General features: G+C 46.3%; 27 protein-coding genes. 16 read left to right on the plus strand and 11 right to left on the minus strand.

What is annotated here, in order from left to right; translation table 11 throughout:
- From H740_RS05110 to H740_RS05170, 15 genes are all read left to right on the plus strand, one after another.
- The coding region (locus H740_RS05110) for a LysE family translocator (protein ID WP_034957352.1) at positions 1 to 447 on the plus strand (447 nt) is incomplete at its 5' end.
- Positions 448 to 538: 91 nt separating this feature from the next.
- The gene (locus tag H740_RS05115) at positions 539 to 1,213 is read left to right on the plus strand and encodes a response regulator transcription factor (RefSeq protein ID WP_002952071.1); all 675 of its coding nucleotides are present in this window, start codon (positions 539 to 541) and stop codon (positions 1,211 to 1,213) included.
- Between the two features lie 17 nt (positions 1,214 to 1,230).
- Positions 1,231 to 2,088: a hypothetical protein gene (locus H740_RS05120; RefSeq protein WP_002952073.1), complete on the plus strand. Its 858-nt coding sequence runs from the start codon at positions 1,231 to 1,233 to the stop codon at positions 2,086 to 2,088.
- Positions 2,069 to 3,130: a sensor histidine kinase gene (locus H740_RS05125; RefSeq protein ID WP_002952074.1), complete on the plus strand. Its 1,062-nt coding sequence runs from the start codon at positions 2,069 to 2,071 to the stop codon at positions 3,128 to 3,130. The genes H740_RS05120 and H740_RS05125 overlap by 20 nt, the downstream gene beginning before the upstream one ends.
- Positions 3,127 to 3,285 (plus strand): hypothetical protein, encoded by a 159-nt coding sequence (locus H740_RS11700; RefSeq protein WP_156318401.1) that lies wholly within the window; start codon positions 3,127 to 3,129, stop codon positions 3,283 to 3,285. The genes H740_RS05125 and H740_RS11700 overlap by 4 nt, the downstream gene beginning before the upstream one ends.
- A 481-nt stretch (positions 3,286 to 3,766) precedes the next feature.
- On the plus strand, positions 3,767 to 4,249 hold the full coding sequence (locus H740_RS05130) for a 3-isopropylmalate dehydratase small subunit (protein ID WP_002952075.1): 483 nt from the start codon (positions 3,767 to 3,769) through the stop codon (positions 4,247 to 4,249).
- Position 4,250: 1 nt separating this feature from the next.
- The gene (gene leuB / locus H740_RS05135) at positions 4,251 to 5,324 is read left to right on the plus strand and encodes a 3-isopropylmalate dehydrogenase (RefSeq protein ID WP_002952076.1); all 1,074 of its coding nucleotides are present in this window, start codon (positions 4,251 to 4,253) and stop codon (positions 5,322 to 5,324) included.
- A 2-nt stretch (positions 5,325 to 5,326) separates the two neighbouring features.
- Complete coding sequence (locus H740_RS05140) at positions 5,327 to 5,572, plus strand: hypothetical protein (protein ID WP_002952078.1); 246 nt, start codon at positions 5,327 to 5,329, stop codon at positions 5,570 to 5,572.
- A complete protein-coding gene (locus H740_RS05145) occupies positions 5,569 to 6,075 on the plus strand; it encodes a CiaD-like domain-containing protein (protein WP_002952080.1) in 507 nt (168 codons plus the stop codon). Before H740_RS05140 ends, H740_RS05145 begins: the two co-directional genes overlap by 4 nt.
- A complete protein-coding gene (locus H740_RS05150) occupies positions 6,041 to 7,183 on the plus strand; it encodes a tRNA nucleotidyltransferase/poly(A) polymerase family protein (protein WP_002952084.1) in 1,143 nt (380 codons plus the stop codon). Before H740_RS05145 ends, H740_RS05150 begins: the two co-directional genes overlap by 35 nt.
- Positions 7,184 to 7,372: 189 nt before the next feature.
- Entirely contained in the window at positions 7,373 to 7,852 is a 480-nt protein-coding gene (locus H740_RS05155) for a tRNA (cytidine(34)-2'-O)-methyltransferase (protein ID WP_002952085.1), read from the plus strand.
- On the plus strand, positions 7,849 to 9,186 hold the full coding sequence (locus H740_RS05160; RefSeq protein WP_002952087.1) for an endonuclease/exonuclease/phosphatase family protein: 1,338 nt from the start codon (positions 7,849 to 7,851) through the stop codon (positions 9,184 to 9,186). The genes H740_RS05155 and H740_RS05160 overlap by 4 nt, the downstream gene beginning before the upstream one ends.
- Positions 9,173 to 9,301 carry a hypothetical protein gene (locus H740_RS12390; RefSeq protein WP_009494292.1) on the plus strand — a complete coding sequence of 43 codons (129 nt, stop codon included), beginning with the start codon at positions 9,173 to 9,175 and terminating at the stop codon, positions 9,299 to 9,301. The genes H740_RS05160 and H740_RS12390 overlap by 14 nt, the downstream gene beginning before the upstream one ends.
- Positions 9,298 to 11,331 carry a glycine--tRNA ligase subunit beta gene (gene glyS / locus H740_RS05165; RefSeq protein ID WP_002952090.1) on the plus strand — a complete coding sequence of 678 codons (2,034 nt, stop codon included), beginning with the start codon at positions 9,298 to 9,300 and terminating at the stop codon, positions 11,329 to 11,331. Before H740_RS12390 ends, glyS begins: the two co-directional genes overlap by 4 nt.
- Before the next feature lie 66 nt (positions 11,332 to 11,397).
- Positions 11,398 to 13,404 carry a DUF2075 domain-containing protein gene (locus H740_RS05170; RefSeq protein WP_082420102.1) on the plus strand — a complete coding sequence of 669 codons (2,007 nt, stop codon included), beginning with the start codon at positions 11,398 to 11,400 and terminating at the stop codon, positions 13,402 to 13,404.
- A gap of 29 nt (positions 13,405 to 13,433) precedes the next feature.
- On the opposite strand, the gene modD is transcribed toward H740_RS05170, so the two are convergent.
- The 10 genes from modD to H740_RS05220 form a co-directional block, all read right to left on the minus strand.
- Positions 13,434 to 14,276 (minus strand): ModD protein, encoded by an 843-nt coding sequence (modD, locus tag H740_RS05175; RefSeq protein WP_002952108.1) that lies wholly within the window; start codon positions 14,274 to 14,276, stop codon positions 13,434 to 13,436.
- The gene (locus H740_RS05180; protein WP_002952110.1) at positions 14,260 to 14,544 is read right to left on the minus strand and encodes a hypothetical protein; all 285 of its coding nucleotides are present in this window, start codon (positions 14,542 to 14,544) and stop codon (positions 14,260 to 14,262) included. Before H740_RS05180 ends, modD begins: the two co-directional genes overlap by 17 nt.
- Positions 14,541 to 15,977, minus strand: a complete 1,437-nt coding sequence (locus H740_RS05185) for an alanine/glycine:cation symporter family protein (RefSeq protein ID WP_231679323.1) — start codon at positions 15,975 to 15,977, stop codon at positions 14,541 to 14,543. The genes H740_RS05180 and H740_RS05185 overlap by 4 nt, the downstream gene beginning before the upstream one ends.
- 41 nt (positions 15,978 to 16,018) lie before the next feature.
- Positions 16,019 to 18,094, minus strand: a complete 2,076-nt coding sequence (locus tag H740_RS05190) for a heavy metal translocating P-type ATPase (RefSeq protein ID WP_002952114.1) — start codon at positions 18,092 to 18,094, stop codon at positions 16,019 to 16,021.
- Positions 18,078 to 18,422, minus strand: a complete 345-nt coding sequence (locus H740_RS05195) for a hypothetical protein (protein WP_002952117.1) — start codon at positions 18,420 to 18,422, stop codon at positions 18,078 to 18,080. Before H740_RS05195 ends, H740_RS05190 begins: the two co-directional genes overlap by 17 nt.
- Positions 18,419 to 18,724, minus strand: a complete 306-nt coding sequence (locus H740_RS05200) for a Cys/Met metabolism pyridoxal-phosphate-dependent enzyme (protein WP_231679322.1) — start codon at positions 18,722 to 18,724, stop codon at positions 18,419 to 18,421. The genes H740_RS05195 and H740_RS05200 overlap by 4 nt, the downstream gene beginning before the upstream one ends.
- A 12-nt stretch (positions 18,725 to 18,736) precedes the next feature.
- Positions 18,737 to 19,129: a hypothetical protein gene (locus tag H740_RS05205; protein WP_002952120.1), complete on the minus strand. Its 393-nt coding sequence runs from the start codon at positions 19,127 to 19,129 to the stop codon at positions 18,737 to 18,739.
- 22 nt (positions 19,130 to 19,151) lie between these two features.
- Positions 19,152 to 19,538, minus strand: coding sequence for a hypothetical protein (locus tag H740_RS12160; protein ID WP_002952122.1), 387 nt, complete (start codon positions 19,536 to 19,538; stop codon positions 19,152 to 19,154).
- 255 nt (positions 19,539 to 19,793) lie between these two features.
- Entirely contained in the window at positions 19,794 to 20,135 is a 342-nt protein-coding gene (locus tag H740_RS05215; protein ID WP_002952126.1) for an HMA2 domain-containing protein, read from the minus strand.
- Between the two features lie 109 nt (positions 20,136 to 20,244).
- On the minus strand, positions 20,245 to 20,682 hold the full coding sequence (locus H740_RS05220; protein ID WP_002952128.1) for a Fur family transcriptional regulator: 438 nt from the start codon (positions 20,680 to 20,682) through the stop codon (positions 20,245 to 20,247).
- A 160-nt stretch (positions 20,683 to 20,842) separates the two neighbouring features.
- Here H740_RS05220 and H740_RS05225 point away from each other — a divergent pair, with 160 nt between their 5' ends.
- Positions 20,843 to 21,052: a hypothetical protein gene (locus H740_RS05225; RefSeq protein WP_002945385.1), complete on the plus strand. Its 210-nt coding sequence runs from the start codon at positions 20,843 to 20,845 to the stop codon at positions 21,050 to 21,052.
- A 26-nt stretch (positions 21,053 to 21,078) separates the two neighbouring features.
- Here H740_RS05225 and H740_RS05230 read toward each other — a convergent pair.
- The coding region (locus tag H740_RS05230) for a lipid-binding SYLF domain-containing protein (protein ID WP_002952131.1) at positions 21,079 to 21,753 on the minus strand (675 nt) is incomplete at its 5' end.

Raw genomic sequence — 21,753 nt, forward strand, 5'->3', positions numbered from 1 at the left:
ATTTGCTGTATGCTTGGCGTTGGCGCAGTTTTGGCGCATTACGGCTTCGCGTTTAAGGTTTTAAACATCATCGCAGGCCTTTATCTACTATATCTTGGCGCTATGCTGTTTTTTAGCAAGGGGCAGCTTAGTATCACGAAGGTTACGCAGCTACCGAGCAAAAAGCAGATGTTTTTAAACGGCGCCGTGGTCTGCATCTCAAATCCTAAGGCGTGGATTTTCCTCTCGGCTTTGCTGCCGACTTTTTTGGACGCGAACGATCCTTTTAGCCTGCCTCGCATACTCTCTATCACCGTTATGCTCGTTTTTATCGAGTTTTGCTCGCTTAGCATCTATGCTCTTGGCGGAGCGATACTAAAGAAATTTTTGCAAACCCACCTGCGACTTTTGGAGATTTTTACAGCCGTTATCATCTGCGCTATCGGCGTTTTGATGATGCTTCGCTAAATTTGCCCGCCCATTTCTCGTTAAATTTGATAAAATAGGACAAAATTTATCGCCTTGCCCGTTAAATTCGGGGCAAATTTAAGGAAAATAAATGTTTAAAATTTTAGTCGCCGAGGATGACGAAAATTTAAATAAAATAATCTGCCTAAAGCTAGCTCAGGAAGGCTTTTCGCCGCTTGCGGCTTTTGACGGGGAGCAGGCTATAAAGCTACTAGAGGGCGAGCGCGCCGATCTTGTCGTCACCGATATCATGATGCCGGGGCTTAGCGGATACGAGCTAACCAAACAAATCAAGCTGCTAGACGAGTCGCTACCGGTGCTGATGATAACGGCAAAAAGCGGCATGGAAGGCATGGAGAAGGGCTTTGTCACGGGGGCGGACGACTACATGAGCAAGCCTTTAAATTTAAAGGAGCTGATTTTACGCATAAACGCGCTTTTGCGCCGAGCCAAGATCGCTAGCGGCAAGCGGCTGAGGTTTAAAAACTCCGAGCTAGACTATGTGGCACTTAGCCTAAAAATCGGCGGCGAGGCCGTGGAGCTCGCGCCAAAGGAGTTTTATCTACTCTTTTTGCTGCTCTCAAACCCTGGCAAAATTTTCACTCGTCTTGAAATCATGCAAGAAATTTGGGGCTACGATACGGATAGCGACGAGCGCGCGGTCGATACGCACGTAAAAAAGCTACGCCGCAAGATAGAAAGCTGCACGGACTTTGAGATAGCTACGGTGCGCGGCATCGGCTATAAGGGTGAAATTTACGAGTGAGAGGCGGGGGAGACAAAATGAAAATTTTAAAAGCTATTTTCGCGGCAGCATCGGCGGTGTGCTATCTAAACTCGGCCGTTTTACCAGAAAGCGACTGGAGCAAAAAGGATCTAAAAGGCGAGGTCAAAAGCATGACGGCTACGGAGTACGAATACTCTATAGACGGCTCGGGCGCGCTAGAAAATACGCGCGTGAAGCGGACGGAGTTTAACGAAAACGGCTACATACTGCAAGAAACCGAGCATATAAACGGCGTGCCAAACAGCTCGGTTTTGTTTGAGTACGGCAAAGACGGATTAATACGCAAAAAATATCAAGATAGCGCCGTTTATCTCTACGAATACGAATTTGACGGCGAAAATTTAGTCGCGACGGCCAAAGAAAAGTATGTCGAGGATAAATTTTACCCGCGCACGGAGAAAACCACTTACGGCAAGGACGGCAAAATGATCGCTTGGGCGGTGTATTCCGGCGGGACGCTAGTGATGGACGATAGCTACGTCTACGACGAAAAGGGCGTTTTAACGCGGATAGAAAATAATATGGAGCCACGGCACGGTATAGAGATAAGTTACGAGCGCAAGCCAAACGGCGAATACGAAAAAATCACGCAAGCCCCGAACTCAAAATGGGTTTATTACTACGCCGCAAACGGCGACGAGATGGAGTATACGTCGGTAAATTACTTCGGCTCTGAGGCAAAAATCGGGCAAATCTTGCAGTTTAAGGATATAATCAGGGACGAGCGGGGAAATTTGACGCGTAAAACCTCGGTCAAATTTAAGCCCGCGGACAAATACTACGAAAACGGTGATATAAAAGAGATCGGTCTATATAAAAAAACGGAAATAAAATATGAATACTACGCAAAATAAGAAAAAATACCTAATCAGCTTAAAAACATACACGGCGGGGATGTTTATCTTCGTCTTTTGCGTGCTTTGCGTCGCGGCGTCGGCGGCGATCATAGCTTACGAGCGGATATTTGAGATGAAGCTTGGGATGTTTTGGGGCATTATCAGCTTTTGCGCGATCGTGATGGGCGCGGGTGGAGCGATATTTTATGCCGTAACGGCGTATTTTTTGAGATACGTCGAGAGCTTTAGACTAGCAGCCGGTAAGATCGCTAGAGGCGACTTTGCCGTTAGGGTCGCGCGCAAAAACTGCAAGCGCGGCGCGGATAGCGAATACCTGCACGAGCTAGACGAGCTGGCGGCAAATATAAATTTGACCGCGGCGGCGCTGGAAAAAATGGACTACATGCAAAAGGATTTCATTTCAAACGTCTCGCACGAGCTAAAAACGCCTCTAAGCGTCATCAGCGGCTACTGCGAGATCGCACAGGACGAGACGGACGAGGCGCGCAGAAACGAGTATCTAGACCTCATAAAAGAGCAGGCAGGTGCGCTAAGCAGGCTGTGCGAGGATATGCTGCTGCTCTCGCGGCTAGATAGCCAGGCGGGCGTAAATTTAGACGAAAACGTGCGCGTAGACGAGCAGCTACGAAAGGCTACGGCAATGCTGATGCAAAAGTACGATGGGGGGGAGTTTGATCTGGATCTAGCCGCCGTAACTGTGCGAAGCAACGCCTCGATGCTAGCGCAAATTTGGCTAAATTTGATGGATAACGCGCTAAAGTACTCGGCTGCGGACGTCGGCGTGAGCTGCTGCGAAGAGGGCGGCGGGCTTGTCGTGCGCATTAGCGACGAGGGGGCGGGCATCGAGGCAAAAAAGCTAGAAAAAATCTACGATAAATTTTATCAATGCGAGGAGTCGCACAAGGGCAAAGGTAGCGGCCTGGGGCTATCTATCGTGCGGCGTATAGTTCATCTTTTAGGCGGCGAGATAAGCTATGAAAGCGAGCCAGGACGCGGTACGACCGTGAGCGTAATGATCCCAAACGCGCGTAAAATTTGAGGCAAAAGGCGGCTAAATTTAAGCAAATTTACGCTTTTGCGGCGGGCAAATTTGACTCTCAGGCTCGGCTGATTGCGCGACAAATTTCATTTGCGGGCGCGAAATTTGACGAAATTTTAAATTTGATGCGAGCGACGCAACCTAGTTTGCCGTAAATTTGACGAAATAAGCGTAAATTTAACGCGAAATTTTAAAAAGTCATACAAAGGACACATTGAGGACACAAAAGGTCATTATAATTCTCCAAAAATAAAGGAGAAAAATATGAAAGATTCCGCAGTAACTCACGTAACTATGGCTATCGGAGCCGTGCTTTGGGGCTGTCTAACCGCAGCGGTGGTTTTATTTTAACGATTAACGTAACGAAACGTAAAAATAAAAAATCTACGGACGAGTATCCTAGCGATATCTCGTCCTTCCTCTAAATCAAATTTAGTCGCAGTTTCCGCATCAAAAAACTCAGCTAGTTTTCGTCTCGTCCGCTTGTTTTTGTATCAAATTTGAAATTTGACTCGCGAGCCGAACTGTTTAAATTTAACCTCAAATTTACCCGCACCGACCGCTACCTGCCGCGCTTTGATTGTTTATTTAGCTTCTTTTGGATAAAATCGCCCAAATTTAATCTTAAGGCGAATCATGAAACAAGCAAAAGTCTGGAAATTCGGCGACAATATCGACACCGACATCATCATAGCCGCGCGCTACCTAAACACCTCCGACGAAAAAATCTTGGCCACTCATATTATGGAGGACGCCGATCCCGAGTTTAGCAAAAAAATCTCTGCGGGCGACGTCATCGTAGCGGGCGAAAATTTCGGCTGCGGCAGCTCGCGCGAGCACGCTCCTTTGGCGCTTAAGGCCGCAGGCATCGGCGCGGTGATAGCTAAGAGTTTTGCTAGGATTTTTTATAGAAACAGCTTTAACACGGGACTTTTGATACTAGAAATCAAAGAAACGGACGAAATAAACGCGGGCGACGAGCTAAAAATCGACGTGGATAACGGCGCGGTCGTAAATTTAACGAGTGGCAAAGAGTATAAATTTAGCCCGATACCGCCGTTTATGCAAGAGCTTTTAAAAAGCGGCGGCCTCATAGAATACGCCAAAACAAGGATATAAAATGGCTAAAATTTATAACATAGCGGTGATAAAGGGCGACGGCATCGGTCCTGAGATAGTGGATGAGGCGATAAAGGCGCTGGATGCGGCTAGCGCGGAGTTTGGTTTTGAGCTTAGCTATAACTACTACCTGATGGGCGGCGCTGCGATCGACGTGTTTGGCGAGCCTTTGCCTAGCGAGACGCTAAACGGCGCTCTAAACTCGGACGCGGTGCTTTTTGGCGCCATAGGCGGGCCTAAATGGGGCGGCGGGCCGCGTCATCTGCGCCCTGAAAGCGGGCTTTTGAAGCTACGAAAAGAGCTTGGCGCGTATGCAAATTTGCGCCCTGCGATGATATTTGACGAGCTAGTGGACGCTAGCACGCTAAAGCCCTCTGTCCTTCAGGGTGTCGATTTTATCGTAGTTCGCGAGCTAACCGGCGGGATATACTTCGGTCAGCCGCGCGAGAAAAAAGAAAACAGCGCCTACAACACTATGACCTACACGAGCGAGGAGATCGAGCGCATCGCGAAGGTCGGGTTTGAAACCGCGATGAAGCGCAAAAAACGCGTCTGCATGGTCGATAAGGCAAATGTGCTTGAGACCAGTCAGCTGTGGCGCGAGGTTACGAGCGAGGTCGCAAAGAGCTATCCGGAGGTAAATTTGGAGTTTATGTACGTCGATAACGCGGCGATGCAGCTAGTGCGCGCGCCTAGTAAATTTGACGTGATTTTGACGGAAAATCTATTTGGCGATATCCTAAGCGACGAGGCTAGCATGGTGTGCGGCTCGATAGGGCTCCTGCCAAGCGCCAGCATCGGAGGCAAGGTAGGTATCTACGAGCCTATCCACGGCAGCGCGCCAGATATCGCGGGGCAGGGCATCGCAAACCCGGTCGCTACGATACTAAGCGCTGCGATGATGCTTAGGTATTCATTTGGCGAAAATACGGCTGCAAAAGCGATCGAAAACGCCGTAAAAGGAGCGCTTGCGCAAGGATACAGGACGAAGGATATAGCGGAGTTTGGCGCTAAAGAAATTTGCTCTACGAGTGAGATGGGCAATATCGTAGCCTCGCTCGTAAAAAAAGCGTAAAGATGAAAGATACGATTACCGAAGCCCTAATCTACGAGGCCCAAGGGCTAAAAGACGACGCGCTCATAGTTTATAAAAACATCCTAAAGCGCGAGCCTGCAAACGCCGCCGCGATCGCCGCGATAAGGCGTCTAAGTGGCCTTAGCAGGAAAAAAACGGGCGTGAACGAGCAGATGCGCGATTTTTTCGTCAAGATGAAAACGGACGAAGAAATAACCGAATTTAAAAGGTGGCTGATAAAACTATGAAACTAGAAGAAATAGCGAAAATGGCGATAGACGAGGTGGCGATGGAGCTCAAGCAAATGAGCGTCGCGCAGGAAAACTTGGGCGCTAGCGAGGCTGAAAGCACGGCAAATTTGGCGAGCGTTCCGACCTCAAACGGCGACGTAAATTTGACCAATGCCGCGGGTCTTGCAAATTTAGTTAGCGAGATAAGCGTGGACGAGGCTAGCGAGTTTGAAGCCGTTTTAGAAAGCGCGGCAAACTCGCAAAACGTCGCGCCCGAATTTGACGGAGTAGGGGAGATCGCCGCGACTGCTGCGCCGCAAAAAGCCTTTGAAGTCGAGGTTGCGAATTTTACGGGCGAGGAGATATTTCTAAAAAACTTAAAAGAGCGCATTTTGGTGCTTTTTGAGGGGCTAAATGCGACAAGCGAGGAAAATCTGAAAGACAGGCTCTCGCTCACGCTTAAATTTTTAGAATTCGTGCTGGCAAATGTCGAAAATCGGCTCGAAAATCTGCAAAAATAAAAATCTAAAATGGTTGCGAGATTTTCTAGCACCCTACACCAAGCGCGCGTATATCGTCGGCGGCTGCGTTCGCGATGCGATGCTCGGTAAAAAAATCTCCGACTTTGACGTTGAAATTTACGGTATCGATCCGGCTAAATTTGACGCGCTGATGGCGCAAATCGGTGCTTGCGGCGTGGGCAAAAACTACTTCGTTTATAAATTTAAAAATTTCGACCTTTCTTTGCCGCGAACCGAAAACAAAACGGGCGAGGGTCACAAAGCATTTGAGGTCGCTTACGCCGATGACGAGCGCGCGGCGTCTTTGCGTCGAGACTTTACCGTAAATGCGATGATGATAAACATCTTTGACGGCTCGTTTTTAGACTTTTACGGCGGAGAGAGCGACATAAAACGCGGCATCTTGCGCCATATCGACGATGAAAAATTCGCCGAAGATAGCCTGCGCGTACTGCGAGCAGCGCAGTTTAGCGCGCGGCTAAATTTCCGTATCGCACGCGAGAGTTTGGGGCTGATGAAGCGCCTAAGTATCAGCGATCTTAGCCGCGAGCGCATAAACGGCGAGCTGATGAAGCTTTTTGGCGCTAAATTTCAAGAGGTCGGCTTTTTGTATTTTTATAAACTAGGTCTTCTGGGTAAAATTTTCGGGCTAAATTTGAGCCGAGCCGAGGCGGAAAAATTTGCCGCAAAACTAAAAAGCGCGGTCAAATTTTTACCCAAACAAAACGGCAAAAAAGATGAGCGCGAGTTTTTATATCTTTTAAATGGCTATTTCGGCGTTAAAAATTTTTACGATTTAGGACTTCCTAAAAGCTTTGAGGCTTGCGTCAAAGAGCCGTTTTTTGCGTGTCGTCCGAGCGATAAAGATTTGCTAAAAATCGCCCTTGATAAACCGCTAAAAAGCTGGCTCGGGCTAAACTCGCCAAGCCTCATAAAAAGAGCTAAAAATTTAGGCGTTTATGAGGCTAAATTTGAACCCACTATCGACACGGCGGAGATTTTAAAGCTAGGCTTTAAAGGCGCTGCAATAGGCGCTGAGATAAGGCGCAGGCAGGATCTAGAAATAGATAAATTTTTAAACGAAAAGTCAAGCTCGGCTAAAAATTAACCTAGTTAAAAGCGCAAATTGGCTAAAATCAAGCCCTATTTTAAAGAGGCGAAAGTGGAAAAAATCTCAAATATAAATTTTCAAAATAAAAATATTCTTTTTAGTATAAGTTTTGCAAAAAGCCTAAATTTGAGCGACTCGGTAAGTACTTTTGTGGCTTTTAAAACGCAGACTAAGGCGGCTTTTTAAATGTTTAATATCGTCCTCGTTCATCCTCAAATCCCCCAAAATACGGGCTCGATCGGGCGCATGTGCGTAAATGCAAACCTTAAGCTTCATATAATCAAACCGACCGTTTTTGACATCAGCGAAAAGGCCGTTAGGCGCGCGGGGCTTGATTATTGGGCGCGGCTAAATCCCGTGATTTGGGAGAGTTTGGATGAGTTTTTACGCGCAAACGCTCAGTTCGAGGATAGATTTTTTTACGCGACGACGAAGGCGCATAAATTTTACTTTGAAGCGGAGTTTAAAAAGGGCGACTTTTTGTTTTTCGGTGGCGAAAGTACGGGGCTGCCTATGGAGCTGATGGAGCGAAATTTCGCAAACGCGATCAAAATCCCGATGGGCGAGCATGGCAGAAGCTTAAATTTAGCCACGAGCGCAGGTATCATCGCCTATGAGGCTATCAGGCAAAATTTCGCCCAGTCGGGCTTTGGAAACGCGATATGAAATTTGCGGCAAATAGACTTTTTGCGCTCGTTTGTATGGCTCTGTTTTTCGCAGTTTTTGCGGCGGGCACCGAGCTAAAGATCGCTACGTTTAACGCGCAAAATTTATTTGACGCTAAAAACGACGGCAGCGAGTATAAGGATTTCATCGTCGGTAAATCGGAGTGGAGCGAGAAAAAGGCGAGCGCCAAATTTAAAGCCGTAAGCGCAAAGATAAAAGAGCTAAACGCCGATATCATCGCGCTTCAAGAGATCGAAAACGAGCAAATTTTAAAAGAGCTTATGAAAGGTACGGGCTATAAATATTTTGCCTTTTCAAAAGGCAAAAACGGTCCCGTAGGCCTAGCCGTGCTGTCTCGCGTAAAGCCTGAAAAAATGCAAATTTTTAGCGTTCCAAACGTAAAAACAAGAGATATTTTAAAGCTTGATTTTGAAGTGGATGGGCAAAAATTTAGTCTTTTAAATTTGCATTTTCCTGCGAGAAAAAACCCCTTAAAACAGCGAAAAACCGCCTTTATCATGCTAAAATCAGCCTTAGCTGATACCAAAAAGGTCGTGGTTTTGGGCGATTTTAATACGCCTTACGGAGATAAAGAGCTGCTGGGCGATCTTGCGACTAGCAAAAATTTAGCCAATCTCTGGGCGTTTTTGCCAAAGCACGAGCGATACTCGCACACGAGCCTAAACGCGCTTGATCATGTCCTGCTCTCAAAGGACGTGCTTAGTCAAAACTATGTCTTAAATAGCTTTAAGGTTGAGCAGAGCGGGGCGCAAATTTCGGATCACTTCGCTCTGGTTTTTAGGCTAAATTTTGATAAAAATGCCAAAAATACGCTGCAAAATATCGCCGAAGCGCGGGTCGGCGAGCTATCAAAGAAGTCAAATTTGCCCGTTTTGTTAAAGCGCGCTACGGTCGTGCAAAAGGACAAAAAAGGCTTTACGCTAGCGCAAGATAAGCGCGGTATATATGTGTACGAGCCAAAAAACGACGCAAAACTTGGCCAGGTCATGGATGTAGCGGTAAACCGCCTAGATGAGTTTAAGGGAAATCTTGAGATTAGCTCGCATTATGCGGTAAAAATTTATGACGAAACGCAAGACCCGCATGAGCAGATGCTGGAAGCTAAAAATCTAAAACAAGCGCGCGCGGGCGACGTACTTGGTCGTATCGGCGGCGAAGTGCGAAACGGCAGGCTCTATACGCCGTACGGAGATATCAAAATTTACGGCGCTAAGGGCAAACCGCGCAACGAAAAAGCGGCGGTTTTTACGTCCGTTCGCGTCGTGAGCTATAAAAACGAACCTCAAATTTGGATAGAAAATGAGAATAATTGACGCGTTGGTGCTGGGCGCATTCGTGCTTTTCGTGATATTTTTGATGCGCGGATTCGTCACGCAGACGCTTGAGAGAAGCAAAAGAAGACAAAATTTAAAAAAGGATAAAAAATGAGCGAAACAAAAGAACTGATCGTGGAGATCGGCGTCGAGGAGTTGCCGGCGATCCCGTTTTTAAAAGAGTGCGGCAACGTCGCGGCGAAGTGGCGCGAGACGCTAGCGCAAAACGGCCTGGATAGCGAGTGCGAGTTTTACTATACGCCGCGCAGGATCGCGTTTTACCACCCGAAATTTGCGGTACGTCAGGAGGACGGATTTAGCGAGTTTATCGGTGCGCCAAGGCAAGTCGCGCAAAAAGACGGCGCATGGACGCCGGCCGCGCTAAGCTTTGCTAAAAAATGCGGTATCGCAGAGTCCGAGCTAAAATTTGAAACCGTCGGCGGCAAAGAGGTGCTCTACTACAAAAAGCCCGTCGCGGGTAAGCCAAGCGCGGAGCTTCTGGGAGATATGATAGAGAAGTTTTTGCTCGGCTTAAATTTTGGCAAATCTATGCGCTGGGGCGATGGTAAATTTGAGTTTATCCGTCCGATTCGCTCGTTTTTGTGTTTGCTTGGAGACGAGGTCGTTAAATTTAACAAATTTGACGTTGAAAGCGGCGATACGATTTACATGCACAGAAGTGTCGGCTACGATAAATTTACCGTAAAAAACGCGAAAGATTATTTCGCCGCGATGCCTAAAATCGGCGTAATCCTCGATCAAAACGCACGCCGAGAGAAAATTTTGAGCGAGTTTAAACAAATCGAAGCTAAAAACGACGTAACGGTCGAGGTGGACGAGGCGTTGCTAGACGAGGTCGTAGCGATCACCGAGCATCCGACCGCGCTGCTAGGTGGCTTTGAGCAGGAGTTTCTGGAAGTGCCTAGCGAGGTCATCATCACCTCGATGAAGGAAAATCAGAGGTATTTTCCCGTTTTTGAGGGCGGCAAGCTCGCTAATCGCTTCGTAGTCGTTAGCAACGCCATCTCGCCAGAGCCAGCGCTCATCGTGAAGGGAAATGAAAAGGTTTTGCGTGCGAGGCTTAGCGACGCTATGTTTTTCTGGCGCAGCGACCTGGCGCATGAGTTTGGTCCGGAAAAACTAAAAAACATCACCTATTTAAAAGAGCTTGGCAGCACATTTGAAAAGAGCGTGCGCGAGCTAGGCGTCGCAAAACGACTAGCTAAAATCTGCGCCGATAGGCTAAAAGAGTGCGCGGGAGATGGCTACGAGGCGCTGCTGGAGCGTGCCGTGATGCTGAGCAAGGCCGATCTAACTACGCAGATGGTGTATGAGTTCACCGAGCTTCAAGGCGTGATGGGCGGATACTACGCGGCGGCAAAGGGCGAAAACGAAAACGTCGTAACCGCGATCAAGGAGCAGTACTTGCCAAGCGGCGAGGCTAGTGCGCTACCTAGCACCATCTTTAGCTCCGTCGTCGCGCTCGCGATCAAGCTCGAGACGCTAATAGGGCTCTTTAGCGCGGGTAAGATCCCAAGCGGCAACAAAGACCCGTATGCGCTGCGCCGCGCGGCTAACGGCGTCATCAAGATAGTCCAAAACGAAAATCTAAACCTTGACATCGCGGCGTTTTTGCGCGAGACGGCGGAGGGATATGCGAAATTTGACGTCGAGGCGCTCATAAATTTCATTTTCGATAGGCTTTATACTTTTTTTGACGTGAACCCGTCCGTCGTAAAGGCCTGCCTGGCTAGCAAAAAGGGCGACGTACTCGCGCAGTGCGAGGCGATAGAGGCTCTAGGTGCGATCTGCGCGGCGGAGGACTTTAGGCAAAATTTTAGCACGTTTAAACGCCTGGCAAACATCATAAAGGATGAAAATTTCGGCGCGGTAGACGAGGCGAAATTTGAAAACGAGAGCGAGAAAAAGCTAAACGACGCCTTTAAAGCCGCGGTAAAAGCAGGCGGCTCATACAGCGAACGCCTAAAAAATCTTTTCGGTCTAAAAGCCGCGATAGACGAGTTTTTCGACAACGTAATGATAAATGCCCAGGACGAGCTCGTGCGTAAAAACCGTCTTGCGCTCGTGGGGCAAATTTACGCGGAATTCCTTAAAATCGCCGATATAAAAGAGATAAGTCTATAAATGCTAGAAGCGGTGATGCCGCTTCTAAAACTTTAAATTCTAAACCTAAACAACTGAGATATTTTCATGAAAAGATATTATTATTCTAGTAGTGTGAGCAGTTTTGTAAATGAACATCAGGATTCTATTTGCGGTAAGCTAGCGCGAAATGATCAATCTGAGGCCAAAAAATTACAGAAAAATGCATGGGAAAGTGAAATTGAGATTTTAAAAAGAGAGCTTGCGCCGTTTGAGGACGGACACGTATTGTTTGAGTACACAATACCGAGAATAGGGAGTAGAATCGACAATGTCTTAATTTATAAAGGAATTATTTTTCTTTTGGAATTTAAAGTCGGAGCGAACGAGTATCCTCGACACGGGATTGATCAGGCTATGGATTATGCGCTTGATCTTAGTTGTTTTCACAAGCAAAGTCATAATAGACTATTGGTTCCTATGCTTATTTGTACTGAGGCAAATGAAAAATTTAAAGAAATATCTGAAGCAAAGTCAAATATTTTAGATGTTATTTTATGTAATCAACATAATATAGGTAAATATATATCGCTGGTTTGCGAAAAATATGATAGATACTCATTTGATCCTCAAATTTGGATAAACTCAGAATATATGCCGACTCCAACTATAATAGAAGCTGCTCGAGTTTTGTATAGCAAGCATAATGTCGAAGATATTTCTCGAAATGATGCTAGCGCTATAAATTTAAGCAAAACGACGAAAAGTGTTAGTGATATAATCGAATATAGCAAGAAAAACAACAAAAAATCTATTTGTTTTATAACCGGTGTTCCAGGAGCCGGAAAGACTCTGGCTGGGCTAAATATAGCCGTAGAAAGGCAGGGTGTAGATGAAAACGAGCATGCTGTTTTTCTATCCGGAAATGGGCCGCTAGTTGATGTTTTACAAGAGGCTTTAACACGTGACGGCTCCTTGGCAAACAAAATTTCCAAAGCAGATGCTAGAAGAAAAGTAAAAGATTTTATACAAATAATTCATCATTTTAGAGATGACGCCATATCAACAGAGGAGCCTCCTGTTGAGAGGGTTGTTATATTTGACGAAGCACAACGAGCTTGGGATGAGCCAAATTTGTCAAATTTTATGAAAGTAAAAAAAGGCGAGGCAAATTTTAATATGTCGGAGCCGGACTTTTTAATAAGTATTTTAAATAGACATGCCGGCTGGGCTGTGATCGTTTGTCTTATAGGCGGAGGGCAGGAGATAAATAAGGGAGAATCTGCCGGGATAGGCGGTTGGTTTGACTCTTTGAGGGAAAAATATTTTGACTGGGAAGTTTATCTATCAGATAAAATAACAGATGACGAGTATTCTAAAGGTAATAAATTTGAAAATTTGATCAGGGGACTTAAATACAATAAAGAAGAGGATTTGCATCTAGCGGTATCACTGCGCTCTTTTAGAAGCGAAAAGGTTGCTGCTTTGATAAAGGCTATTTTGGATGTAGACATATTAAGTGCTAGACAACTATATTCAGTTGTTAAAAAAGATTACCCCATATACATTACAAGAGATTTGGCCATAGCCAAAAAGTGGATAAAAGATGTAGCTAAAGGAACACAGCGATACGGCATAACTGCGAGTTCTGGCGCAAAGCGCTTGAGAAAATACGGCGTATGGGTGCAAAATAAAATTAGTGCGCCAGACTGGTTTCTTAATGGTAAAGATGATGTGCGTTCGTCGTATTATCTTGAGGAGACTGCTACGGAGTTTGATATACAGGGGCTTGAGCTTGATTGGAGCATAGTATGTTGGGATGCAAACTTAAGGTTTAATGGTAGAAAGTTTGAATATTATAATTTTAAAGGTACAAAATGGCAAAAAGTAAATAAAGAGGAAAATATGCTATATCTAAAAAACTCATATAGGGTTTTGCTAACAAGAGCTAGACAGGGGTTTATTATTTTTGTACCACGTGGAGATGAAGGTGATCCTACTATGAATCCGAAATTTTATGACGGAGTGTATGAATATTTGTGCAGTATGGGTATAAAGCGTTTTGAAATTTCGGAAAATTTTACCAAAAATTTGGAGTTGCAAGCGCAAATTTGACGCGCCAAAGAGTCTGTTAAATTTGCAAATTATACTACCTCTAAAACCGCTGTGATATCGGCCATACCTTGCGTGTACATAGCTGACGTAACGAGCGCGTCCGCACCGGTGCTGGCAAATTCCCTAGCGTTTTTTAGATTTATCCCGCCGCTTGCGACTAGGGCCGCATTTGGGGCGATTCTATCTCGCAAGCCTACCGCCTGCTTTACGGCCTCTGGCGTAAATTTATCGCACTGTACAACGTCGGCACCCGCTCTTAAAAGCGCTTCGCAGTCGTCTAAATTTTCGCATTCGACGGCGATTTTGCGCTCGGGGGCTTTTGCTTGAAAGGTTGAAATTTGAGCAAAAAACTCATCATACGAGCCGTAGGCCTTGATGTGGTTTTTGAAAAATAGCACGCTATCGCTCAAATTTAGCCTATGCACGCCGCAGCCGCCCTCAAGCACGGCTTTGAGACAAAATTTCTTAGCAAACGGAAAGCTCTTGCGCGTGGCTAGGATTTCGCATTTTGGATTTACGCTTTTGGCGGCCTCATTCATCGCTCTTGCGTAGGTGGCGATCCGGCAGGCGTACTCTAGGCAAATTTGCGCTAGTTTCCAGGCTTTGTGCACATTATCGTAGCTACCGCTGATTTTTACGATTGGCTCTTTTGCGGCCGCGACGGCGGAGTTTGGGACGCAAATTTGCGCCTCGCAGTCTAGCAGTCTAGCGATACCGGCTGCTACGTCTACGCAGCTAACCGTCACGTCCTCGCGCGGCAGTATGGTTAAGATGGCGTTTTTGCGGATGCCTTGAAGCGATGTCGTGAGATCAAAGTAGGGCAGATCCTCGCTGATGTAGGCTAAAATTTCCGCATCACTTATCTTGATCATCGCTTGCTAGCCTTTTTGCCTCGGCGTTTTTCTTATTTGCGTTTACGATCATGTTTCTAAAGATGCCGTTTTCGTAGAGGCCCGCGTGATAGAGCGAAAAACCTATAAACGCGACGCCTGAGGCTACGTGCCACTTTTTAAAGCTGCCTTTGTTTCTACCTTTAAGCCCGAACGCCGTTAGGCAAACTGTGGCTAGAGTGACGCTCATGCCGATTTTTGCGACTTTTCTGTGTGTTTGTAAATTTAAAAGTTGTCCGTTTATGTTCATTTTTTTCTCCAGCAAGTTGTGTTTGCGATGCCTATGCTCTCAGGGTCAAATTCCGGATTTAGCCCAGCTTTTCTTTGCGATTCGTAGTCTTTTAGGGCTTTTATCATGACTTTTGATAGCATAAAGATCGCCGCGATATTTATCGTAGCCATCGCCGCCATCGTGATATCGGCGATGTTCCAGGCGATAGTTAGGTTCATCTGCGCTCCGACGAATATCATCGTGACCGCCGTTAGCTTAAAGGCTATGGCGATTTTGTGGTTTTTGGTGAGGTATTTGATATTTGCCTGCGCGTAGTAGTAGTTGCCAATCAGCGACGTGATCGCAAAAAGCACCACCGCAAGCGTCGTAAAGTGAAGGCCGATCTCGCCGTAGTACTCGCGCATCGCGGCCTGCACCAATGGAAGTGCGGTGAGCAGTTCGCCGCCGGCACCCGTTTGCTTTGTGATATAGGCCTGCGAGAAAAGCACTATCATGCCAGAAGCCACGCAGATCGTCATATCTATAAAAACCGCCATCGCCTGCACGAGTCCTTGCTTTACGGGGTGGCTCGTGTGAGCCGCGGCGGCTGCGTTTGGCGCAGAACCCATGCCAGCTTCGTTTGAAAACAGGCCGCGCTTGATACCGTAGACGATCACGCTACCGGCAAATCCGCCGAATATCGCCTTAAAATCAAAGGCGCTTTTCATGATCATATCAAAGACGGTGGGGAGTTTGTCAAAATTTAAGCAGATCGCGATAAAGGCTAGCAGGATGTAAGCAAGCGCCATAAAAGGCACGATATAGGAGCTGACCTTGCCGATGACGTGGCTTTTGCTAAAAAACATCACCGCCGCAAATGCCGTTAGGATAATACCGATACCCACGGGCAAGCCGCTATCGCTAAAGCTCGTAGCGCCCGCGCTTTGGTCGTAGTAAATTTGAAAGGCGGAGGTCATGGTGTAGCTTTGTAGGCCGTTAAATCCGTACGCGTACGTGATGATGAGAATGACGGCAAAAAGGCTCGCCATCCACTTGATGCCTAGGCCGTTTTTGATGTAGTATGCCGGGCCGCCCTTAAAGCCGAATATGTCTTTGGTCTTGTAAATTTGAGCTAGCGTACTCTCGGCAAATGCCGAAGCCGCACCCAAAAACGCCATCAAACACATCCAAAATAGCGCGCCCGGGCCGCCCGCTACGATAGCAGCGGAGATGCCCGCGATATTTCCGATGCCCACGCGCGAGGCGGTTGAGATCATAAGCGCTTGAAAGGGCGTAAGGTGGTGCTTGTTGTATTTGTCCTTTTTCTCGACTAAAACCTTGCAAGCCTCGAAAAACATCCTAAACTGCACGAATCTAGTAATATAGCTAAAATAAATACCGGTAAGAACGAGTACGATAACCAAAAAATAGCCGTATAAAAAGTCGTTGGCTAGCGACATCTCGTCGTTCATAAATTTTAAAATTTTATCTATCAACCGTCATTCCTTCAAATTTACTTCGCGCCTATCTTGACACCTTTCATCGAATTTGCCAGCAGTCCGATCGTCGTGCCGTTGTGCAAAACGGCCGTTGCGATAGGGTTAAAGAGTCCAAACGTCGCGCCTGCTAGGATGAGCGAGTTTATACCGACGGTAGCGTTAAAATTCGTATTTATCAGCCTCATCGTTTTGTTCGCGACGTCTTTTGCGACGGCGACTGAGCCGATGTCGTCTTTTAGTAGACTGATGTCGGCGGTGGCTTTTGCTATGTCGGCACCCTTTTGCATACTGATGCCTACGTGCGCCTTGGTGAGGCTTGGCGCGTCGTTGATGCCGTCTCCGACGAAGGCTACTTTTTTGCCTTCGGCTTTTAGCTGCTCGATGATGCCCGCTTTATCGGTAGGTAGGCAGTTTGCATAGACTCTGTCGATGCCTAGTTCGCTTGCTACCTGATCGGCTTTAGACTGCACGTCGCCCGTTAGCATAATGAGCTCTTTTACGCCTAGTTTTCGTAGCTTTGCTAGCGTCTGCGCGGCGTTTTCTCGCATGGTGTCGCGCATGGCGATGACGCCTAAGAGCTCTTTGTCGTAGCCCACGTAAAGCAGCGTGAGCCCGCTATCTACTTCGCTTTTTATGATTTCTTCGTGTTTGCTAAATGAAATTTGCTCGTCGTCCTCTAAAAAATGCCGCGAGCCGATCACGACCTCTTTACCGCCTACGTATGTTTTCACGCCGTGAGCGACGATAAACTCGACCTCGTCGTGGTGGATGTGGTGAAAGCCTATCTCGCGCGCGGCCTTTACGATAGCCTCGGCTACCGGGTGGAAGTAGTGCTCCTCCGCGCTTGCAGTCAAATTTAAGAGCTGCGCCTCGGTAAATTCTTTTTTAAACGAGTGAACCTTGACGACGCTTAGGCTGCCGTGCGTTAGCGTGCCTGTTTTATCAAAGACAAAAGTATCGGCGCTCGCTAGCGCTTCGATAGCTTTGGCGCCTTTTATCAGCACTCCGTTTCGGCCGGCTTTTGAGATGCTTGATTTAAATGCTACGGGCGTGGCTAGTTTTAGCGCGCAGGAGTAGTCCGCCTGCAAGACGCTAGCTACGCGAGTCATATCTCGGCTAAGCAGATACGAAACGCCGGCTAGACTTAGCGTCACTGGCACTAGCTTGTCGGCTAGCTTCGTGGCTTTTAGTCCGACGGCGGATTTTTCGTTTAGTGAGCTTTGGATGTAGGATTTTATCCTAGCAGTCGCGCTCTCGGCCGCTATGCTCTCAGCCCAGATTTTTATGCGCCCGTCCTCGACGACGGTTCCGCTCATCACGCGGTCGCCGCGCTCTTTTTTGACGGGTTCTGCTTCGCCCGTCATCGAGACTTGATTTACGCTTGCGGTGCCCTCTACGATGTAGCCGTCGATGCCGATGCTCTCGCCCGCGCCGACAACCACGATGTCGCCCACCTTGACGTCGGCGGTCGCGATTTTTTTGAGGGATTTTTTACCGTGATCATTTATCTCGATCCAGACCTCTTCGATGTTTGGGCGGGCTAGCTCTTTGATGAGGTCGTCGCTGCGGTGCACGGCGCTTTCTTCCATGTATTCGCCGATAGTTAGCATGAGATTTGTGCTATTTGCCGCTAAAAAGTCGCGCCTAGCTAGGCTCACGCCTACTGCTGTAGCTTCGAGTACCTTTGAGGTTATACCCTCGTTTACGGCTTCGCTTGCGCCTTCTTTTAACAGTGGAGCGGCCGCTATCAGGCTAGCCATAGCTTTTACGCCGTTGTTGTTTATAAGAGGCGTGATGGCTAGAGCGGTTGCTGCCTTGTAGATTTCAGCCTTGCTCGGGCTATTTTTGCGCTTGTTTAAATTTGCGATCGGCAAATTTTCGATGAACTCTTTGATCTCGTTTAAATTTGACTCAAAGCCGACGATAATACTTTTTGCTTTTTTGTTTACCCTGACGCTTTTTGCGTACCTAAACTCCGAAATTTGAGCCTCCAAACGGCTCTCGTCGCAGTCCTCGCCGATGCGTTCGCAGACGAAGCGCACGCGGTTTTTAGTCAGGTGCGCGATGCAAACATTATTTTTGGGAGTCAATTTCGGCCTTTACATCTTCAAATCGCTCTTTTAGTTCTTCAAATCCTGCTTGAAGCAAATTTGAACCCTTTGCGATAGCTGAAAATAGCGCTTTTTGCGCGTTTTCGTTTGTTAGCACGTATGCCACGACGCCGCCTATGAGCGCACCTTTTATAAAGCCTGCCGCGTTAAAATTTGCCGGAATGAAGTCCTTTAGCGCGTCGTTTATACCGCGATCAAAAGCGCTTGGCGCGCCGGTAGTCTTTACCGTCGTAGTCGTAGTCGTCGTGCTGCCGTCGTCGTTTAGCTGATTTACTGTTTGAGTTTGATTGATGTATGGGTTTTTCATTTACTTTCCTCTAAATTTTTGATTAGTTTCTCCGTCGCAACCACGCCTGCGATACCGACGGCAACGGTTGCCGCAGCCGCAAGATAGCGCGCCGAGACTAGTTTGTTTGATGCGCTGATAGCGCACGCCGTGACGATACCGCCTTGGATAGCGATTTTAGTCGTTTTAGCTACGGCCTGTGTCTTGCTGACCTTGCCTTTTTTATAGTTTAGTATTTCTACGCCGCCCGCTGCTATCGCGCCGATTAGCGCGCCGCTTATCATATGATCTACTGGGAGTCTGGTTGTTGATGTTAAATTCATTCTATACCTTTATTATTTTTCTAAATTCGGTTCAAGCGCATTTGCGATATCTTCGGCTAGGCTTTCGGTCCGCTCGGCTGCTTTTGCCGGAGCTTTTTTAGCTCTCGGAGCTCTTTTTTTCTTGGTTTTTGTTTTTTCGGCTTCTTTTTCAGCGGCTACTTCGGCGCTAGTGCGTCTTGTGCGTTTTTTTGTTTCGGTTGCCTCTTCGCTTGTTTTAGCAAATTTTTTCTCGGCGTACTCTTTTGCTTCGCCTATTTTTTTCTCGGCAAATTCTTTTGCGTTTTCGGCAAACTCTTTGCCTTTATCTAGTCCGCTTTCAAGGGTTGATTTGATTTTGTCTTTGTTGTTAAAAGCCGCGACGGCTAAACCTCCTAAGATTGCTCCTGCGATAAACGGTAATGCCATTTTTTATCCTTTATGTTGAATTTTATTCTTTATCTTTATTTTTATCTAAATTTTTACTGAGCATCATGCTAGCTAGTCCGCCAAGCGCCAAACCGCCGAAAAATGAAAAATTCGGATTGTTTAAAAGCGCGATCGCATCCTCTTTGCTGCCTTGCCCAGAGCCTATGCGCTCTAGCGTTTGACTGATTTGTTTAAAGCTATCCGAATCAAAAGCGTTTAAGATATTGTCGCTCGGATTTTGAGCCGTTTGCGCCTGCTCCTCTTGGCTTGCGTTACCCGCACCTTGAAACTGCGCGGCTAAAATTTGAGCCAGTTTTGCTTTGAGAGCCGGAATGTATTCGTTGTTTGACGTAGCCCAGAGCCTAAAGCAGACGTCTTTAAAGTTTTCATCGCTCAGGCTGTCGGTCAAATTTTCATAAAACGCGTTTAGCTCAAGCTCGTAGTTTAGGGCTTTTATAAAGCAAGCGTCAAGATCCTCGCACGCTAAAGCGCAAAAAACTTGCGGATCGGCGGGGTCTGCGTATGGCTTTTAAAGCTCTAGCCCATTTTCCTCACCCTAAAATTTGATCAAAAATTTCATCTTTTTTGCAGACGTTTTCGTAAAATTTAACCCCCTGCGACTCTAGTAAAAATACCGCATTTGCGGCTTGCTTTAGCTCCTCGTTCATCTTGCGCCGCCAGTAGCTTTTTGAGCTAGGTTGTTGATGAGGGCTGAAATTTCGTGTAAATTTTCGCCTTTTAGCAGATCGTCCCACATCTTTTTTGGGAAAACTTCGTGGTCGTACTCTATCGTAGCCGAGCCAATTAGCTTGTTAAATTTGACGTTTTTTATGCCGTCTATTTGCTTTATCGTTTGATCTATTTTTTCTAACGGCAAGCTGTCCGCTTCTTTTTTGATATCGCTGCTGACGCGGACTCTTAGGCGGCCTGCGACGTGGTGGATCGGCGTGAAATACGAAGCTATGCGTAAGACTAACTCCGATGGTATATGTGGCGCTGCGCTCATGTTTCTCCTTTATTTTTTGGCGTATTATCTATTTGCTACGCTTAAATTTAACTGAAACTTTTTTGCATATCGTTATCAAATCATTTTTGATAAATAGGCGCAAAATAGGCTATTTGTTTTGGCACTTTGGACAAATTCCGTATAAAATCATCGCATGACCTTCGAGTTTAAAGCCTGAGCTTTTACAAATTTGCTCTTGTTTTTCTTCTATATATTTATCGAAAAAACTCTCCGCCGCGCCGCATTTTATGCAGATTAGATGGTCGTGATGCGACTTTAAATTTAGCTCGAATTTATTTATCCCGTTCTCTTCAAAACTCAAAACCAGCCCGAAATCCTGCAAAAAATTTAAAAACTGATAGATCGCCGTGAGGCTCACGTTTCGTCTAAATTCGCTTTTGATCTTGGTTTGTATCTCGCTTGCGCTAAGATGCTCGTCACTGGAAAATAAAATTTTTAAAATTTGCTCTTTTGCGGCGGAATTTTTATATCCGTAATCCCGTAAAAGCTCTAAAAATTTCATATAAAATTTATCAAAAGTGTGCATTCTGCCGCCGTTTCAGCCGATTAAAATTACTTTTTATTATAGTAAAAAAAGCTGATAATGCGATAAATTTAAGACCAATTCTCAAAAAAATGGAGATTTTGGCTAAGCGGTTATAAAGGTTATTTTGGCATAATTCCGCAAAAATTTTAAAAGGGAAGCCATGACATACGACGAACTAGAGCTTGAGGCGGTTTTGCTAGAGGTTTTGGAAAACCGAGGCAATTTTGAATCGCTTGACGATGAAGAGCTTTTCGAACTTATCGAAGAGGTCGCAAAATATACCGACGGAGATTATGAAGAGGCGTTTGAGTATATGACTCAGTTTTCGCCGATTAATAAAAAAAGATTCGTCTCTCTTTATACGGTTTAGCCGCTAGGCCAAACCGTTTTTAAAACTTATTTTTCGCTTTCAAAATATTTATTTATTATTTCTTTTAGCTTTTTAGTGTATCTTGAGTCTTTCGGAGAGTTGTTGTAGATATCTTCAATCGCGTACATTCTCTCGTAGTAATCATTGGTGTCTTGCATATTTATAACTAAATTTGACGCGTTTAGGCTAACGCCGAAAAATATTCCTCTCTCTTTTGATTTTGATACGCCAAATGCCGAAATCTCAGGCAAATCCGTCATCGCGGCAGCTTTTTCGCCTACTCCCATTATGGCGGCATCTACGCTGATATCTAGGGTGCCTTTGCCGTTTACTAAACCGTCGTAAGATCTGCTTGATTTAAAAAGTATTATCAAATCGCTTGATTGGTAGCCTGCTTGCGCGCCTATGCCGCCGCCTCTAAAATCCACGAATATCGGGCTGCTCCATTCGTTATCATCGTTTTTAGCCACGAAAATACCGCTTCCGTTATGTCCGCTGATTATAAACCCGCTCTTAACGAGATCCGGGATGATTACGATGCCCTTGACGTCTTTTAGGTTGATTTTTCTGTTTTTTTCGGCAAGTTTTTCGTTATCTTGTCCGAACGTATCTAGGATGTTTAGTGCCGTTTTTACTCTTTGATTTTGCGTGAGCTCGGCAAAGGCAGCACCGGATAGCAACATGAGGCAAAGCGCCAGTTT

This window comes from Campylobacter showae CC57C, assembly GCF_000344295.2.
Taxonomy (GTDB): domain Bacteria; phylum Campylobacterota; class Campylobacteria; order Campylobacterales; family Campylobacteraceae; genus Campylobacter_A; species Campylobacter_A showae_B.

Excerpts from the sequence above, each read along its gene's own strand:
- H740_RS05130 (WP_002952075.1), top strand. The coding sequence starts at position 3,767 with ATGAAACAAGCAAAAGTCTGGAAATTCGGCGACAATATCGACACCGAC.
- H740_RS05120 (WP_002952073.1), top strand. The coding sequence starts at position 1,231 with ATGAAAATTTTAAAAGCTATTTTCGCGGCAGCATCGGCGGTGTGCTAT.
- modD (WP_002952108.1), bottom strand. The coding sequence starts at position 14,276 with ATGATCAAGATAAGTGATGCGGAAATTTTAGCCTACATCAGCGAGGAT.
- glyS (WP_002952090.1), top strand. The coding sequence starts at position 9,298 with ATGAGCGAAACAAAAGAACTGATCGTGGAGATCGGCGTCGAGGAGTTG.
- H740_RS05145 (WP_002952080.1), top strand. The coding sequence starts at position 5,569 with ATGAAACTAGAAGAAATAGCGAAAATGGCGATAGACGAGGTGGCGATG.
- leuB (WP_002952076.1), top strand. The coding sequence starts at position 4,251 with ATGGCTAAAATTTATAACATAGCGGTGATAAAGGGCGACGGCATCGGT.
- H740_RS12390 (WP_009494292.1), top strand. The coding sequence starts at position 9,173 with ATGAGAATAATTGACGCGTTGGTGCTGGGCGCATTCGTGCTTTTCGTG.
- H740_RS05185 (WP_231679323.1), bottom strand. The coding sequence starts at position 15,977 with ATGAACGACGAGATGTCGCTAGCCAACGACTTTTTATACGGCTATTTT.
- H740_RS05150 (WP_002952084.1), top strand. The coding sequence starts at position 6,041 with ATGTCGAAAATCGGCTCGAAAATCTGCAAAAATAAAAATCTAAAATGG.
- H740_RS05155 (WP_002952085.1), top strand. The coding sequence starts at position 7,373 with ATGTTTAATATCGTCCTCGTTCATCCTCAAATCCCCCAAAATACGGGC.
- H740_RS05195 (WP_002952117.1), bottom strand. The coding sequence starts at position 18,422 with ATGAAAAACCCATACATCAATCAAACTCAAACAGTAAATCAGCTAAAC.
- H740_RS05125 (WP_002952074.1), top strand. The coding sequence starts at position 2,069 with ATGAATACTACGCAAAATAAGAAAAAATACCTAATCAGCTTAAAAACA.
- H740_RS05170 (WP_082420102.1), top strand. The coding sequence starts at position 11,398 with ATGAAAAGATATTATTATTCTAGTAGTGTGAGCAGTTTTGTAAATGAA.
- H740_RS05200 (WP_231679322.1), bottom strand. The coding sequence starts at position 18,724 with ATGAATTTAACATCAACAACCAGACTCCCAGTAGATCATATGATAAGC.
- H740_RS05220 (WP_002952128.1), bottom strand. The coding sequence starts at position 20,682 with ATGCACACTTTTGATAAATTTTATATGAAATTTTTAGAGCTTTTACGG.
- H740_RS05225 (WP_002945385.1), top strand. The coding sequence starts at position 20,843 with ATGACATACGACGAACTAGAGCTTGAGGCGGTTTTGCTAGAGGTTTTG.
- H740_RS05215 (WP_002952126.1), bottom strand. The coding sequence starts at position 20,135 with ATGAGCGCAGCGCCACATATACCATCGGAGTTAGTCTTACGCATAGCT.
- H740_RS05205 (WP_002952120.1), bottom strand. The coding sequence starts at position 19,129 with ATGGCATTACCGTTTATCGCAGGAGCAATCTTAGGAGGTTTAGCCGTC.
- H740_RS05180 (WP_002952110.1), bottom strand. The coding sequence starts at position 14,544 with ATGAACATAAACGGACAACTTTTAAATTTACAAACACACAGAAAAGTC.
- H740_RS05160 (WP_002952087.1), top strand. The coding sequence starts at position 7,849 with ATGAAATTTGCGGCAAATAGACTTTTTGCGCTCGTTTGTATGGCTCTG.
- H740_RS05115 (WP_002952071.1), top strand. The coding sequence starts at position 539 with ATGTTTAAAATTTTAGTCGCCGAGGATGACGAAAATTTAAATAAAATA.
- H740_RS05140 (WP_002952078.1), top strand. The coding sequence starts at position 5,327 with ATGAAAGATACGATTACCGAAGCCCTAATCTACGAGGCCCAAGGGCTA.